The sequence below is a fragment of the Pseudomonas sp. LRF_L74 genome, assembly GCF_965644255.1.
Classification (GTDB): Bacteria; Pseudomonadota; Gammaproteobacteria; order Pseudomonadales; family Pseudomonadaceae; genus Aquipseudomonas.
Window position 1 is genome coordinate 389,352 of record NZ_CBFFRH010000001.1, and the last position, 14,245, is coordinate 403,596.

Sequence of the window (14,245 nt, forward strand, 5' to 3'; positions counted from 1 at the left end):
GGCGCGCTCGCCAACAGGAGATTAATCATGACCCAACGCGTCGCCATCATCGGTGCCGGCCCCTGCGGCCTCGCCCAGTTGAGAGCTTTTCAATCGGCCCAGACCCTGGGCGCACAGATTCCCGAGCTGGTCTGCTTCGAGAAGCAGGCTGACTGGGGCGGCATGTGGAACTACACCTGGCGCACCGGCCTGGACGAGCACGGCGAGCCGGTGCACGGCAGCATGTACCGCTACCTGTGGTCGAACGGGCCGAAGGAATGCCTGGAGTTCGCCGACTACAGCTTCGACGAACACTTCGGCCGGCCCATGGGCTCCTACCCGCCGCGCGAAGTGCTGTGGGACTACATCAAGGGCCGCGTGGAAAAAGCCGGCGTGCGCCCCTACATCCGCTTCGAAACGGCCGTGCGCAACGTCGAGTTCGATGCCGCCAGCGGGCTGTTCAGCGTCACCGCCCACGACCACGCCAACGACCTCACCTACAGCGAAACCTTCGACTACGTGGTGGTCGCCAGCGGCCACTTCTCCACCCCGCAAGTGCCCGATTTCCCCGGCTTCGAGCGCTTCGCCGGGCGCGTGCTGCACGCCCACGACTTCCGCGACGCCCTGGAATTCAAGGGCAAGGACGTGCTCATCGTCGGCGCCAGCTACTCGGCCGAGGACATCGGCTCGCAGTGCTACAAGTACGGCGCCCGCTCGATCACCAGTTGCTACCGCAGCGCGCCGATGGGCTACAAGTGGCCGGCCAACTGGGAGGAAAAACCGCTGCTCAGCCATGTCCAGGGCAGCACCGCGTTCTTCGTCGACGGCAGCAGCAAGCACATCGACGCGGTCATCCTCTGCACCGGCTACAAGCATCACTTCCCGTTCCTGCCGGAAGAGCTGCGCCTGAAGACCGGCAACCGCCTGTGGCCGCTGAACCTGTACAAGGGCGTGTTCTGGGAACAGAACCCCAAGCTGATCTACCTCGGCATGCAGGACCAGTGGTACAGCTTCAACATGTTCGACGCCCAGGCCTGGTACGCCCGCGACGTGATCCTCGGGCGCATCGCCCTGCCTAGCCTGGAGCACATGCACGCCGAGGACCTGGCCTGGCGCCAGGAAGAAGAAACCCTGGAAACCGCCCAGCAGATGTTCGAGTTCCAGGGCGAGTACATCCGCCAGTTGATCGCCGCCACCGACTACCCGAGCTTCGATATCGCCGAGGTCAACGCCACCTTCCTGCAATGGAAGAAGGACAAGTACGAAAACATCATGGGCTACCGCGACAAGTGCTACCGCTCGCTGATCACCGGCACCCTGGCCACGCCGCACCACACGCCCTGGCTCGACGCGCTGGACGATTCGCTGGTTGCCTACCTGGCCGACGAAGCCACTGACCGTCTGAAAAGCGTCAGCTGAGGCGCAGCCATGAACCCGCCCGTGATCAGCCGGCCGTTGGAACCGGCACTGTTCGCCCGTGCGCCCGACCGGGAGCGCCATCGCGTCGCCCCTGGCGGGCTGACGGTGGTCGCCCTGGAGGCCGGTGATCGCCTGGAGGTGATCGACCTCGAAGGCGACCAGCGCGCCGAGTTGCTGGCCTTCACCGGGGACGGCCGCGAGGCGCTGGCGGCCCTCGGCCTGGCAGCCCAGGCCGGGGCCGATGCCATCGCCCGCCTGCTCCACGATGGCAGTCGCGAAGCGCGGCACGTGGTCGCCGGGCTCGCTCGCTACCACGTGGATTGCCGGCACCTGCCCAACGCGGCGTCGCTGTGGCCGGCCGGCACGCCCGCCGGTTACAGCCGGGAGCTGGTTGCCGGCAGCGCGTTGCAGGTCATCGTCGCCGCGCCTGGCGGGCACACGGCGGTGGACAGCCAGCAACGCGCCAGCGAACTGCGCCTGCTGATCCACCGCGCCAACCCCCGGCGCATCTGGACCCCGCCCCTGCCGGCGCCGCTGGGCGAGGTCATCGACGAATTCACCATCACCCCGGGCACCGCGCGCGACTACGTGGTCGGCGCCGGCCAGTTCATCCAGGTGATCGACGTCGCCGGGCGCCAGTGCTCTGACTTCGTCGCCTTCGACCGTGGTGCCCTGGATGCCGATTGCGAGATCGACCTCGACCCCACCGTCACCCGCACCCTGAACGGCAAGGCCTACCCCGGCCCCGGCCTGTTCAGCCGCTTCTACGACCGCGACATGCAGCCGATGCTGGAAGTGGTGCGCGACACCGTGGGCCGCCACGACACCTTCGCCCTGGCCTGCGCGGCGCGCTACTACGAGTCCCAGGGTTACTTCGGCCACGCCAACTGCAGCGACAACATCAGCCGCGCCCTCGCCGCCCACGGCGTGAATGCGCGGCCGGGCTGGCCGGCGATCAACTTCTTCTACAACACCGGCATCGACGCCCACCAGCACCTGACCCTGGACGAACCCTGGTCGCGCCCCGGCGACTACGTGCTGCTCAAGGCCCTCACCGACCTGGTCTGCGCCAGCAGTTCCTGCCCCGACGACATCGACCCGGCCAATGGCTGGCAGCCCACCGATATCCACATCCGCGTGTATGCCGAAAAGGAGCGTTTCAGTCTCGCCATGGCCACCCGTAAAACCGCCGACGCCGACCCGGTGCTGACCCGCGAAAGCGGCTTCCACACCAGTACATCGGCCCTCACCCGCCAGTTCATCGACTATCGCGGCTTCTGGACGCCAACCCGTTTCGATGGCTACGGCACGCTTGAGGAATACCACGGCTGCCGCGAGCGCGTAGCGGTGATGGACCTCTCCGCGCTGCGCAAATTCGAAGTGCTCGGCCCGGACGCCGAAGCCCTGCTCGATTACTGCCTGACCCGTGACGTGCGCAAGCTCGCGGTCGGCCAGGTGGTGTATTCGGCGATGTGCTTCGAGCACGGCGGCATGCTCGATGACGGCACACTGCTGCGCCTTGGCGCGGATGCCTTCCGCTGGATCGGTGGCGAGGACTACGCCGGCATCTGGCTGCGCGAACAGGCCGAGAAGCTGGGCATGAAGGTATGGATCAAGAGCGCCTCGGAGCAGATCCACAACGTCGCCGTGCAAGGCCCGTCGAGCCGCGAACTGCTCAGGCAGATGATCTGGACGCCCGGCACCCAGCCGAAGCTGGAAGACCTCGGCTGGTTCCGCTTCCTGATCGGCCGTCTCGATGACTACAACGGCCCGCCCGTGATGGTCTCGCGCACCGGCTACACCGGCGAGCTGGGCTACGAAGTCTGGTGCCACCCGAGCGATGCGCCACGGGTCTGGCAGCGCCTGTGGCAGCTTGGCGAGCCGCTGGGCCTGGTGCCGCTGGGCCTGGATGCCCTGGACATGCTGCGCATCGAGGCCGGGCTGATCTTCGCCGGCTACGAGTTCGACGACCAGACCGACCCGTTCGAGGCAGGCATCGGTTTCTGTGTGCCACTCAAGAGCAAGACCGCCGATTTCATCGGGCGCGATGCCCTGTTACGGCGCAACGCCCAGCCCCGGCACAAACTGGTCGGCCTCGAACTGGAGGGCAACGAACCGGCCGCCCATGGCGATTGCGTGCGCGTCGGCCGCGCCCAGGTCGGCGTGATCACCAGCGCCACCCGCTCGCCGGTGCTGGGCAAGAACATCGCCCTGTGCCGCCTGGACAGCGCCTACTGCGAGCCTGGCAGCGAGCTGCAAGTGGGCAAGCTGGACGGCCAGCAGAAACGCCTTCGCGCGCGGGTGAGTGCCGGCACCGTGGCCTATGACCCAGAGAAGACGCGGGTACGGGGTTGAACGCGCGCAGGCGCACGCTGAACGGCTGTTGGAAAGAGAATTGCTTGGTAACGGTCATTCGATCCCGAGGAGGATGGGCCGATGTGGTTCAGCAAGGCTTCCCACGACCTGGCAGGCGAACTCAGGCAATGGCTCGATCACCTGTTCGATGGCCAGCGCCCGGCGCTCGCACGGCCGAACCTGCAACGCGAGCCGCAGTTGCTGATCAGCCTGGAGCGGCTGCAACAGGACTGGGATGACTTGCAGCGCATCCGCCAGCACGCCGAGCGCCAGCCAGCGGCGCCGTGCAGCGCCGAGGAATATGCGGCACTGCAACAGCGGTTGGCCGAGGCGCAGAGCCTGAACGCACAGCTCGGCGCCGAACGCGACGACGGCCAGCGGCGCGTGCAGGAGCTGGAGGCCGAGCGCGCCCACTGGGACGAAGAGCGCCAGGTCTGGGAACTGACCAAGCGCACCCTCACCGAAGGCAGTTGGGCGATGAACGTGGTGGACGGCAATCCCGACCACCCGCAGAACCTGATCCGCTGGTCCGAACAGTTCCGCGCGTTGATCGGCTACGGCGAAAGCGAGTTCCCTGATGGCTGGGACAGCTATTTCAAGGTGGTCAACGCCGATGACCTGAAACAGGTCATGCAGGTTTTCAACGCCTCGATGGTCGACACCGGCGGCGACGGTTTCTACGCCGTGGAGTACCGCATGCGTCACAAGACCCGCGGCGAGGTGTGGTTCCGCGAACGTGGCCGCTGCCTGCGCGACAACCGTGGCCGACTGCTCTACGTCACCGGCGCGGTACGCGAAATCAGCGATGAAAAAGCCGCCGCCATCGCCCATGAGCGGGAGCAGGCCAATATCCAGACCACCTATGGGCAGATCGCCCAGGTCGCCGGGGTGATCCGCAGCATCGCCGAGCAGACCAACCTGCTGGCCCTCAACGCCGCCATCGAGGCGGCCCGTGCCGGCGACCAGGGCCGTGGCTTCGCCGTGGTCGCCGACGAAGTCCGCAACCTGGCACGGCGGACCCAGGAGTCGGTGCAGCAGATCCAGGCGATGCTGCAGCAGCGCTGATTCGTTTTCTGGGTTCCCGCGTAGGCGAGAGCCTAGAGAAGCCAGCGTTTTCTGGGTTCCCGCCTGCGCGGGAATGACGGGGGTTACGGGCCACCTCGCGGGGGCTGTTCAGCGTCTCGTTGGATGGAGCAGCCAAGAAATCACCTACCGTCACTCCCGCGTAGGCGGGAGCCCAGCGAAGCCAGCGTTTTTGGGTTCCCGCCTGCGCGGGAATGACGGGGTTGCGGGCCACCTCGCGGAGGCTGTTCAGCGTCTCGTTGGATGGAGCAGCCAAGAAATCACCTACCGTCACTCCCGCGTAGGCGGGAGCCTAGAGAAGCCAGCGTTTTCTGGGTTCCCGCCTACGCGGGAATGACGGGGTTACGGGCCGCCTCGTGGAGGCTGTTCAGCGTCTCGTTGCTGGGGCACACCGGAAATTATCAACCGTCACTCCCGCGCAGGCGGGAGTCCAGCAAACCAGCCTCGCCCTGCCAATGCGCCACAGGCTCTCAAACAGCCGCGTGCAGGCGCCCGACCAGCTCCGGCAGTTCGTCCATGTGCCGGATCAGGTGATGCACGCCCAACCGGCGCAGTGTCTCGCCATGCTCTGGCGGAATGTGGCTGGCACCGAGGAAACCGATCACCTGCATGCCAGCCGTCAGGGCGGCGCTGGCGCCGGTACTGCTGTCCTCCACCACCAGGCACTGGCGCGGATCGACACCTGCCGTCCGCGCGGCCAGCAGGTAGAGGTCCGGCGCCGGCTTGGGTCGCTCGACATGATCGGCGCCGAACACGCCACGATTGACCCGCTCGACCAGATCGCACCGTTGCAGGGCGAAGGCCACGCTTTCGGATTGGCTGTTGGAAGCCACGGCCAATGGCAGGTCGATACGCATCAGCGCGTCGCGTACGCCGGGGATCGGCTGCACTTCGCTGCGCAGCAAGTCGTGCACCTGGTCATGCAGGCGTTGGAAGAAACCCTCGGGGAATGGCTTGCCGAAGTGCGCCTCGATCCGGGCGAAGATCTCCCGGGTCTGCAAGCCGAACGTACCGGCCATCACCCGCTCCAGTTCGGCCACGGGATACAGCTCGGCCAGCGTCTTGTACAGGTAGCGTTCGGCGATGATCTCGCTGTCGATCAGCACGCCGTCGCAATCGCAGATCAGCAGTTCGATGGGGGCATTCGGTGCCATGGGTCTCGGCTCTCTGTACGGGGAGAACCTGTTTAAAGCTTCAGGGCGGAAGCTGCAAGCCTCGCGCGGCGCTCAAGCACGCACCTCCGGGGTGACCAGCTTGAGGCCGACGATGCCACCGACGATCAGCATCAGGCACAACCCGCGCAACACGCCGAGCTGTTCGCCAAGGAACAGCGTGGCGTAGATCACCGTACCCAGGGTGCCGATGCCGACCCACACCGCGTAGGCCAGCCCCAACGGCAATTCACGTACCGACAGGCTCAGCAGGTAGATGCTCAGGGCCAGGAAGAAACCGCAGTACAGGCTCGGCCACAAGCGGGTGAAACCCTCCGTGCGCGGAATGATCGAGGCGTACAGCACCTCGCACAGCCCCGCCAGCAGCAGGAATCCCCATCCATTCAACCAAGCCATCCAGACTTTCTCCTTAGAACCTGTTCACGATCTGCTACGAGCCCGTTCGAATGGCTGCGTCGAGACTCGAAGGGCGGACACTTACGTTCGTCGTCATTCCCGCGAAGGCGGGAATCCAGAAGCGCTTTTCTGGGCTCCCGCCTTCGCGGGAGTGACGGCTAAACACACCGAGTAATGATGTCCGCTTCTGCCTCAAAGCTGCCCGATGAGCCAATCTGAGATCGTGCGTCCTGAGCGTGGCCGGCGTCAATGCAGGCCACGCGTGCTTCACACCGCGTCGGCGCCCATCTCCCCGGTGCGAATCCGCACCACGGTTTCCAGCGCTTGCACGAACAGCTTGCCGTCGCCGATCTTGCCCGTCTTCGCCGCCTTGATGATCGCGTCGATCGCCACCTGGCAGAGGTCATCGCCGACCACCACGTCGAGCTTGACCTTGGGCAGCAGATCGACCACGTATTCCGCGCCCCGGTAGATTTCCGAATGGCCCTTCTGCCGCCCGTAGCCCTTGACCTCGGTGACCGTGACGCCGGTGATACCGGCGTCGGTGAGTGCCTCGCGCACGGCGTCGAGGCGGAACGGCTTGATGATCGCAGTGATGAGTTTCATGGCCGCTCCTTAGTTCGAATACTTGTAGCCGACTTCGCCATGGGCGGAGAGGTCCAGGCCATCGATTTCGGCCTCCTCGTCGACGCGCAGTCCGCCACAGCATGCCGCGGCGACCTTGTAGGCAATCAGGCTGGTGATGGCCGAGAACAGGATGCTGAACAGCAGCGCGCCGCCGTTGACCAGCAGTTGATCGACCAGGCCACGGCCTTCGGCGAAACCCTGGCCGCCGAGGGCGGTCATGGCGAACACCGGGGTCAGCAGGCCGCCGAGGATACCGGCGACGCCGTGCACGCCGAACACATCGAAGGCGTCATCGAGGCCGATCATCGGCTTGAGCTTCTCCACCGACCAGACGCACAGCGGGCCGGCGATGAAGCCGAGGACGATCGCGCCCATCGGGCCGACGTAGCCGCAGGCCGGGGTGATCGCCACCAGCCCGGCAATCGCGCCGGACAACGCACCGAACAGGCTCGGCCGACCGCGATGCTTCCACTCCACCAGCATCCAGGCCAGGGCGCCGGCGCAACTGGCGAGCATGGTGTTGACCATCACCAGCATGGCGAAGCCGCTGGCGGCCAGCGCGCAACCGCCGCAGAAACCCAGCCAGCCGACCCACAGCAGCGAGCCGCCGGTGAGGGTCATGGTCATGTTGTGCGGGGCCAGGGCCGAGGTGCCGAAGCCACGCCGGCGGCCGACCACCCAGGCGCCGACCAGCGAGGCGATACCGACGTTGAGGTGCACCACGTTGCCACCGGCGAAATCCTGCACGCCGAGGTTGAACACCCAGCCGCCGCCCCAGGCCATGTGCGCCATGGGGATGTAGTTGATGGTCAGCCACACGGCCATGAACACCATCACCGCCGAGAACTTCATGCGCTCGGCGAAGGCGCCGACGATGATCGCCGGGGTGATCGCGGCGAACAGCAGCATGAACAGGAAATACAGGTATTCGGGGATGCTGCCGACCAGCGAGTCGACGCCCACGCCCTTGAGGAACAGTTTGTCCAGGTTGCCGATCACCGCCTGCCAGGAGCCGCCATCGCCGAAGGTCAGGCTGTAGCCGTAGAAGGCGAACAGCAGCGACATCAGTGAGGCGGTGCAGAACACCTGCATCAACACCGACAGCACGTTCTTGCTGCGCGCCATGCCGCCGTAGAACAGCGCCAGGCCGGGCAGGGTCATCAGCAGCACCACCAGCGAGCACAGGGCGACGAAGGCCGTGTCGCCACTGTTGAGCGTCGGCGCCTCATCCGCCCACACGGCACTGCTGCCCAGCAGAAGAGGTAGAGCGAAGGTACTGCGGCCTACGTATGAAAACCGGATCATTCGTTGTCTCCAACCAATCATGGACGAACCGGCCCGCACAGGGACCGGAACACTGGCGCCCCAGGCGATCTAACACTCCTGAGGGGAAATTAAATTTCCTCTCAGGCATAGCAATCGCCCTGCCAGAATCTCGAGTGCAACGCTCGCCTGCGCTAACTATCTGAAACGGAAAGTCTTTGTGAATGAACGGGAAAAAGCGCCGACACCGCCTCCGCCACGGGCGCTTTGTCTTGGTGCGTGGCGCTTATTCCTTTATGAGTAAGGCGGCACCGAAATGCCGCACGACCCATGGAGCCCTTCGAACGGTGTCGTCGGCATTTCGAATGGGCAGCTTCGAGGCCATTGCAGCCATCGGGCGCTCACCTCAAGCGCAGTCAGCGCTGCGAACGAAACGCCGAGGGCGTCATGCCGGTCTCGCGGCGGAAGAAGCGCGAGAAATAGGCCGGTTCGGAAAAACCCAGGCTATCCGCGACCTGATTGATGGTCATCGCCGTATAGACCAGGTTGCGCTTGGCCTCCAGGAGCAGACGCTGGTTGATCATCTGCAGGGCCGAGCGCCCGCTCAGGCGCCGGCACAGGGCATTGAGGTGAGCGGCGCTGAGACCGATCCCGGCAGCGTAATGCTCGATAGGCAGGTGCTGGCGAAAGTGTGTCTCCAGCAGCGCGGTAAAACGCTGCAGGTGCTCGCGTCCACGATCCGCCGGCAGCGCTTCGGCGCCAGGCCGGGCCATGGCACGACGGGCGATCCACACCAGCAACGCACCGACCAGCGACTGCAACATCAGCTCGCGTCCCGGCGCGGCCCCCTGGTACTCGCGGCTGATCGACTCGAACAGCTCATCCAGATACCCCTGCTGTTCGCCCACCACGAAGCATTCGGCCTGCTCCAGGGGGGGACGCTCCAGGGCCGCGCCAAGGTGCTCGACCAACGGCTGGGCCAGGCTCAGCACGTGGCCCTGGATGTCCGGCGAAAAACGAAAACCGTGCACGCTCATGGCGGGTGAAACCTGCAACGTGGCCGACTCGACCCGTTGCCGCGTGCCCTCCACTTCCAGCTCGGCGCGACCGGCCTGCACATACAGCACCTGCAGCAGATCGCCGTGGCGATGGGGCTTGATCTGCCAGTCGTGCAACGCGCTGCGCGAGGGAATCGACTCGCAGTGCAACAGGTCGGGAGTCGGCCAGGCCGCTGTCTCGCCGTACAGCTTGAACACGGGAACCGTGGCGATCCTGCGCACGAATCTATCCTCGAAAAATCCAGAAACTCATGCGGATATTGCCTTCAAGCCTGGCTTTCATCCACCAAAAATACAGGCAACCCATTCGCCTCGATCCGCGTGGCGAAGCATGAGGACAATAACAATGAAGACTCAAGTCGCCATCATCGGCGCCGGCCCGTCCGGACTTCTGCTCGGCCAGTTGCTGCACAAGGCCGGTATCGACAACGTGATCATCGAACGCCAGAGCGCCGACTACGTGCTCGGCCGCATCCGTGCCGGGGTGCTCGAACAGGGCATGGTCGAGCTGCTGCGCGAGGCCGGCGTCGCGCAGCGCATGGATCGCGAAGGGCTGGTCCACGACGGCTTCGAGCTGGCCTTCGACGGCCGCCTGGAACACATCGACCTCAAGGGCCTGACCGGCGGCAAGACGGTGATGATCTACGGCCAGACCGAGGTCACCCGCGACCTGATGGAAGCGCGCCAGGCCAGCGGCGCGCCGATCTTCTACGGCGCCAGCGATGTACAACTGCACGACCTCAAGGGCGACACCCCACATGTCACCTTCACCCACAACGGCGAAACCCTGCGCCTGGACTGCGCGCACATCGCCGGCTGCGACGGTTTCCACGGTGTCTCGCGCCAATCCATTCCGGCCGGCACGCTCAAGGCGTTCGAACGCGTCTATCCGTTCGGCTGGCTCGGCGTGCTGGCCAATACGCCGCCGGTCAACGCCGAACTGATCTACGCCAGCCACGCGCGTGGCTTCGCCCTGTGCAGCATGCGCTCGCCCACGCGCACCCGTTACTACGTGCAGGTGGCGGCCGAGGAGAAGGTCGAGGACTGGTCGGACGCGCGCTTCTGGGCCGAGCTGAAAAGCCGCCTGCCCGCCGAAACCGCCGCCAGGCTGGTGACCGGCCCATCCATCGAGAAAAGCATCGCGCCGCTGCGCAGCTTCGTCGTCGAGCCAATGCAATACGGCCATCTGTTCCTGGTCGGCGACGCCGCTCATATCGTCCCGCCGACCGGGGCCAAAGGGCTGAACCTGGCGGCCAGCGACGTGAACACGCTGTATCGCATCCTGCTCAAGGTCTATCGGGAGGGTCGCGTTGATCTGCTTGAGCGTTATTCGGCGGTCTGCCTGAAACGCATCTGGAAGGCCGAGCGGTTCTCCTGGTGGATGACCTCGATGCTGCATCGTTTCCCTGATACCGACGCATTCAGCGCACGCATGCAGCAGACCGAGCTGGACTACTTCGTCGGTTCTCTCGCCGGGCGCACGACCATCGCCGAGAACTACGTAGGCCTGCCGTACGAAGCCATCGACTGAATGCTTGCACGCGCCCATGGGGTGGCGCCAGTCTCCATAGAAGCCGGTGACCCTCGCCCTAGAGGGGTCGCCGGGTGGAATCACGGTGAACCCTGGCCTAGACTGCCACTCAACAATAAAAACAACGTGAGGAGTCCACCATGATCGACTACCAGAGCGAACATCGCTGCCTGCTACAGGAAGTCGCCTCCGGCCAGCACGTGCATACCCGCCCCGCCCGCACCATCCGCGCCCTGCTTCTGACCGGTTTCCTGACGGTGCAGAAAACCACCGATGAGAACGGCAAGGTACACAGCGAACTGCAACTCACCCCGGTTGGCCATCGCTACCTGGCCGGCCTCTGGCACTGAGAACCTGGCCCTGTCGATTGCGCGCATCAAGAGTCGTCATTGCCGCGAAGGCGGGACTCGCGAAGTAGCTGGGCTCCCGCCTTCGCGGGAGTGACGGAAACCGATCTTTCACGCCTGCGTGCAGATGTTTTCTGTAGGGTGGATGACGCTCTTTTCATCCACCATTACGACGATGTGGTGGATGAAAAGAGCGTCAGGGCCTTCACCGCTCATCTTCACCCCCGCCGCCCATCACAGCCGGAAGCGCTTGACCGTCTCTTCCATTTCCCGCGCCAGGCCGGCCAGTTCCTGGCTGGCCGAGCGGGTCAGCGCGGCGTTGCGGCCACTGCCCTGGGCCAGTTCGCGCAGGTTGACCAGGTTGCGGTCCACCTCGCGTGAAACCTGGGCCTGCTCCTCGGTGGCACTGGCGATCACCAGGTTGCGCTCGTTGATCAGGCCGATGGCTTCGAAAATCTGCGCGAGCATGCGCTCGCTGGCCTGGGTGTTTTCCAGGGTGCCCTGGGCCCGCTCGCCGCTCTGGCCGATGGTCTGCACGGCGGTCTGCGAGCTGGACTGGATGCTGCCGATCATTTCCTCGATTTCCAGGGTCGACTGCTGGGTGCGATGGGCCAGGGTCCGCACTTCATCGGCCACCACCGCGAAACCACGACCGGCCTCGCCCGCGCGCGCCGCCTCGATGGCGGCGTTGAGCGCCAGCAGGTTGGTCTGCTCGGAAACCGCGCGGATCACATCCAGCACCTTGCCGATGTCGTGTGCTTGCCCGGCCAGGCGCTGGATGACGCTGCCGGTGTCGCGCACATCGCCGTTCATCCGCTCGATGTCCTTGAGCACCCGATGCACCTGTTCGCGGCTGCTCTCGGCAAGGCGGTTGGAGGCCTGGGCCGCCTGGGAGGTTTCGTTGGCGTTGCGCGACACCTCTTCCACCGCGCTGGTCATCTCGGTGACCGCGGTGACCGCCATTTCCAGTTCCGCATGCTGGCGTTCCAGGCCCTGGCTGGCTTCCCCGGTGGCCTGGTTCAGGCGCTCGGCGGCCTGGTCCACGGCCTGGGCATTGCGCGCCAGGTGCTGCAGCGTGTCGCGCTGGCTGCGCTGCAGATGTTCCAACCCGGTGAGCAGGGTGCCGATCTCGTTCTTGCCATGGGCCGGTACGGGCTGGCTGAGGTCGCCCTGGGCCATCCGTTCGAAATGCTCGCCCGCCTTGCGCAGCGGCGCCAGCACCTGACGCGCGAGGAACAGCCAGGAAAGCAGCGCCAGCAGCGCCGTCAGGACGACCAACGCGCCAGCCAGCAGTTCGGCGTGGCGAATGCGCTGGGCCGAAGCCTCCATGGTCTGGGCGATACGCTGGTTGATCAGTTGGGTGAAGCGCTCGCGCGTCTGTGAATAGGCGCCGCTCAGGCTCTTGGCATCGTCGTTGAGCCGCGAGTATTCGACGAGGTCCGCCGCGCGGGTGCCGTCGATCTGCCGCTGGACGACCTTGGCGTAGGCCTCGAAGGCCGCATTCAGCTCCTGGCCGGCGCGCAGCAGTTCAGGATCGGTCAACGTAGGCAGGATCTCGCCGACCAGCTTCTGCGCAGTGGCCAGGCGCTCCTTGGCACCGGTGATGCCCTGGTCCGCCACCTCGATCCGCCCGGCCAGGCGGTCGAGCAAGGCACTGTGGCTGGTGGCGCTGGCCCGGATCGCATAGACCGCGGCGTTGTTGAGCTTGTCCAGTTGAACCGCCGTGAGCAGGTTCAACTCCTGGATCTGTCGGTCGCTGCTGCGCGCGCCGAACAGGCCGGCAAGGCTGGCCAGCAACAAGGCCAGTACGAAAACCCCAAGGACACCCAGCAGACCACTGCGTAAGGAAAGGCTGGACAACATGGTTGATCGCTCCCGCTGTTTTTATTGTGGATGGATGGCCAAGACGTTCGGCTATCGCACGCTTTTTCTCGGAGATCCTTGCCGATTCGCGTACGTTATGCGCGCCGAAGCAATTATGGAACATTTGGTTACTTTCGTTGCAAACGTAGCCGAGGGCGCGGTGGATTGGCAACAGCGCGAGGTGGGAAAGAGGCAGGAGCGGACCGGGAACGACGGTAAATAACGTCCGCCCCGGCCTCCTGGCGGACACTCGACTCACTGCGGGGTCAGAAGCCTTGCCGTAACAGGTAGCGCAGCGATTCTTCCAGCGTCTGGCCATGCCCGAGGCCTGGGAAGGTGGTGACGCTGACAGCGAGGCCCGGCAATCGCCTTAGATCGTCGGCCAGGGCCGGCAGGGACATGGCCGGTTTGCCGCTGGCAGGCCCCGACGGACCACTGCCCTCGGCATCGCCATGCATCAGCAGCAGTTGCGCGCGATGCCCGGCAAGGCGCCCGACCAAGCCGTCACGCTCGCCGAGAATCGCGCCCTCGCCCCACCACAACGAGGGGCTGACCGCCGCATAGCGGCTGAAGCTCTGCGGCCGGGTGAACAGCGTATGCAGGACGAACAGGCCGCCGTAGGAGTGGCCCCATAGCGTCTGCCGGGCCGGATCGAGTGGCCATTGCGCGGCAACCCGCGGGCGGATGCGCTGCGCCAGCAGGTCGAGAAAGGCATCGGCGCCACCGCTGGGCTGGCCGGTCAGGCCGTCGCGTTGTTCGGCCTGGCCCGGTTGCTGCGGCGTGTAGTCGAAGGCCCGCGCATTACGTTCGATGCGCAGCGGCGTCTGGTAGCCGATGCCCACCAGCAATGGCGCAGTGCCTTGTGCCAATTGACGTAGCAGCGTCTCGTCGAACGCGGCGATGGCCGCATTGCCGTCGAGCATCCACAGCGCCGGGTAACCGCTCTCGGGGGCGGCGTGCCGTGGACGGCCGATCCACACCTGGTAATGCCGCTGGCCATCGACGGAGTCGACGGCCAGGGTGCTGAACGCGTAGGGCAAGTCCTGGCGCTGCAACAGCTCGCTGTGCATGCGCTCGGCCAGGTTCGGCTGCGCCTGGAGCGCCAGGCCTGGCACGGCGGCGAGCGCCAGTGCCAGGCATAGGTTGGGCAGC

10 protein-coding genes and 3 pseudogenes are annotated in these 14,245 nt (G+C 65.5%); 5 read left to right on the plus strand and 8 right to left on the minus strand.

The genetic code is table 11. The annotated features are described in order from the left end of the window. The first annotated feature begins 27 nt into the window (after positions 1-27). From ACSZPK_RS01870 to ACSZPK_RS01880, 3 genes and pseudogenes are all read left to right on the plus strand, one after another. Entirely contained in the window at positions 28-1,398 is a 1,371-nt protein-coding gene (locus tag ACSZPK_RS01870) for an NAD(P)-binding domain-containing protein (protein WP_437879696.1), read from the plus strand. Positions 1,399-1,407: 9 nt separating this feature from the next. After that, on the plus strand, positions 1,408-3,753 hold the full coding sequence (locus ACSZPK_RS01875) for a DUF1989 domain-containing protein (protein WP_437879697.1): 2,346 nt from the start codon (positions 1,408-1,410) through the stop codon (positions 3,751-3,753). A gap of 477 nt (positions 3,754-4,230) precedes the next feature. Then, positions 4,231-4,812, plus strand: a pseudogene (locus ACSZPK_RS01880) (methyl-accepting chemotaxis protein); the annotation flags it as partial. Positions 4,813-5,306: 494 nt separating this feature from the next. Here ACSZPK_RS01880 and ACSZPK_RS01885 read toward each other — a convergent pair. The 5 genes from ACSZPK_RS01885 to ACSZPK_RS01905 all read right to left on the minus strand — a co-directional run bounded on the left by ACSZPK_RS01885 (position 5,307) and on the right by ACSZPK_RS01905 (position 9,574). Next, positions 5,307-5,990: an HAD family hydrolase gene (locus ACSZPK_RS01885; RefSeq protein ID WP_437879698.1), complete on the minus strand. Its 684-nt coding sequence runs from the start codon at positions 5,988-5,990 to the stop codon at positions 5,307-5,309. A gap of 72 nt (positions 5,991-6,062) precedes the next feature. After that, the gene (locus ACSZPK_RS01890) at positions 6,063-6,404 is read right to left on the minus strand and encodes a DMT family transporter (protein ID WP_437879699.1); all 342 of its coding nucleotides are present in this window, start codon (positions 6,402-6,404) and stop codon (positions 6,063-6,065) included. Between the two features lie 267 nt (positions 6,405-6,671). Beyond that, on the minus strand, positions 6,672-7,010 hold the full coding sequence (locus ACSZPK_RS01895) for a P-II family nitrogen regulator (protein ID WP_437879700.1): 339 nt from the start codon (positions 7,008-7,010) through the stop codon (positions 6,672-6,674). 9 nt (positions 7,011-7,019) lie between these two features. Next, positions 7,020-8,336: an ammonium transporter gene (locus tag ACSZPK_RS01900; protein WP_437879701.1), complete on the minus strand. Its 1,317-nt coding sequence runs from the start codon at positions 8,334-8,336 to the stop codon at positions 7,020-7,022. A 374-nt stretch (positions 8,337-8,710) separates the two neighbouring features. Next, positions 8,711-9,574, minus strand: coding sequence for a helix-turn-helix domain-containing protein (locus tag ACSZPK_RS01905; protein WP_437879702.1), 864 nt, complete (start codon positions 9,572-9,574; stop codon positions 8,711-8,713). A gap of 124 nt (positions 9,575-9,698) precedes the next feature. On the opposite strand from ACSZPK_RS01905, the gene pobA reads away from it, so the two are divergent. Both pobA and ACSZPK_RS01915 read left to right on the plus strand, forming a co-directional pair. Continuing rightward, on the plus strand, positions 9,699-10,883 hold the full coding sequence (pobA, locus tag ACSZPK_RS01910; RefSeq protein WP_437879703.1) for a 4-hydroxybenzoate 3-monooxygenase: 1,185 nt from the start codon (positions 9,699-9,701) through the stop codon (positions 10,881-10,883). A 140-nt stretch (positions 10,884-11,023) separates the two neighbouring features. Next, the gene (locus ACSZPK_RS01915; RefSeq protein WP_437879704.1) at positions 11,024-11,233 is read left to right on the plus strand and encodes a hypothetical protein; all 210 of its coding nucleotides are present in this window, start codon (positions 11,024-11,026) and stop codon (positions 11,231-11,233) included. A gap of 231 nt (positions 11,234-11,464) precedes the next feature. On the opposite strand, the pseudogene ACSZPK_RS01920 reads toward ACSZPK_RS01915, so the two are convergent. The 3 genes and pseudogenes from ACSZPK_RS01920 to ACSZPK_RS01930 form a co-directional block, all read right to left on the minus strand. Further along, positions 11,465-12,082, minus strand: a pseudogene (locus ACSZPK_RS01920) (methyl-accepting chemotaxis protein); the annotation flags it as partial. A 246-nt stretch (positions 12,083-12,328) separates the two neighbouring features. Next, positions 12,329-13,093: pseudogene (locus ACSZPK_RS01925) on the minus strand (HAMP domain-containing protein); the annotation flags it as partial. Positions 13,094-13,359: 266 nt separating this feature from the next. Next, complete coding sequence (locus ACSZPK_RS01930; RefSeq protein WP_437880260.1) at positions 13,360-14,244, minus strand: alpha/beta hydrolase; 885 nt, start codon at positions 14,242-14,244, stop codon at positions 13,360-13,362. Position 14,245: the final 1 nt, after the last annotated feature.

What these genes read in the sequence shown, in the direction of transcription:
- ACSZPK_RS01870 (WP_437879696.1), top strand. Translation starts at nt 28, where the DNA reads ATGACCCAACGCGTCGCCATCATCGGTGCCGGCCCCTGCGGCCTCGCC.
- ACSZPK_RS01875 (WP_437879697.1), top strand. Translation starts at nt 1,408, where the DNA reads ATGAACCCGCCCGTGATCAGCCGGCCGTTGGAACCGGCACTGTTCGCC.
- ACSZPK_RS01885 (WP_437879698.1), bottom strand. Translation starts at nt 5,990, where the DNA reads ATGGCACCGAATGCCCCCATCGAACTGCTGATCTGCGATTGCGACGGC.
- ACSZPK_RS01890 (WP_437879699.1), bottom strand. Translation starts at nt 6,404, where the DNA reads ATGGCTTGGTTGAATGGATGGGGATTCCTGCTGCTGGCGGGGCTGTGC.
- ACSZPK_RS01895 (WP_437879700.1), bottom strand. Translation starts at nt 7,010, where the DNA reads ATGAAACTCATCACTGCGATCATCAAGCCGTTCCGCCTCGACGCCGTG.
- ACSZPK_RS01900 (WP_437879701.1), bottom strand. Translation starts at nt 8,336, where the DNA reads ATGATCCGGTTTTCATACGTAGGCCGCAGTACCTTCGCTCTACCTCTT.
- pobA (WP_437879703.1), top strand. Translation starts at nt 9,699, where the DNA reads ATGAAGACTCAAGTCGCCATCATCGGCGCCGGCCCGTCCGGACTTCTG.
- ACSZPK_RS01915 (WP_437879704.1), top strand. Translation starts at nt 11,024, where the DNA reads ATGATCGACTACCAGAGCGAACATCGCTGCCTGCTACAGGAAGTCGCC.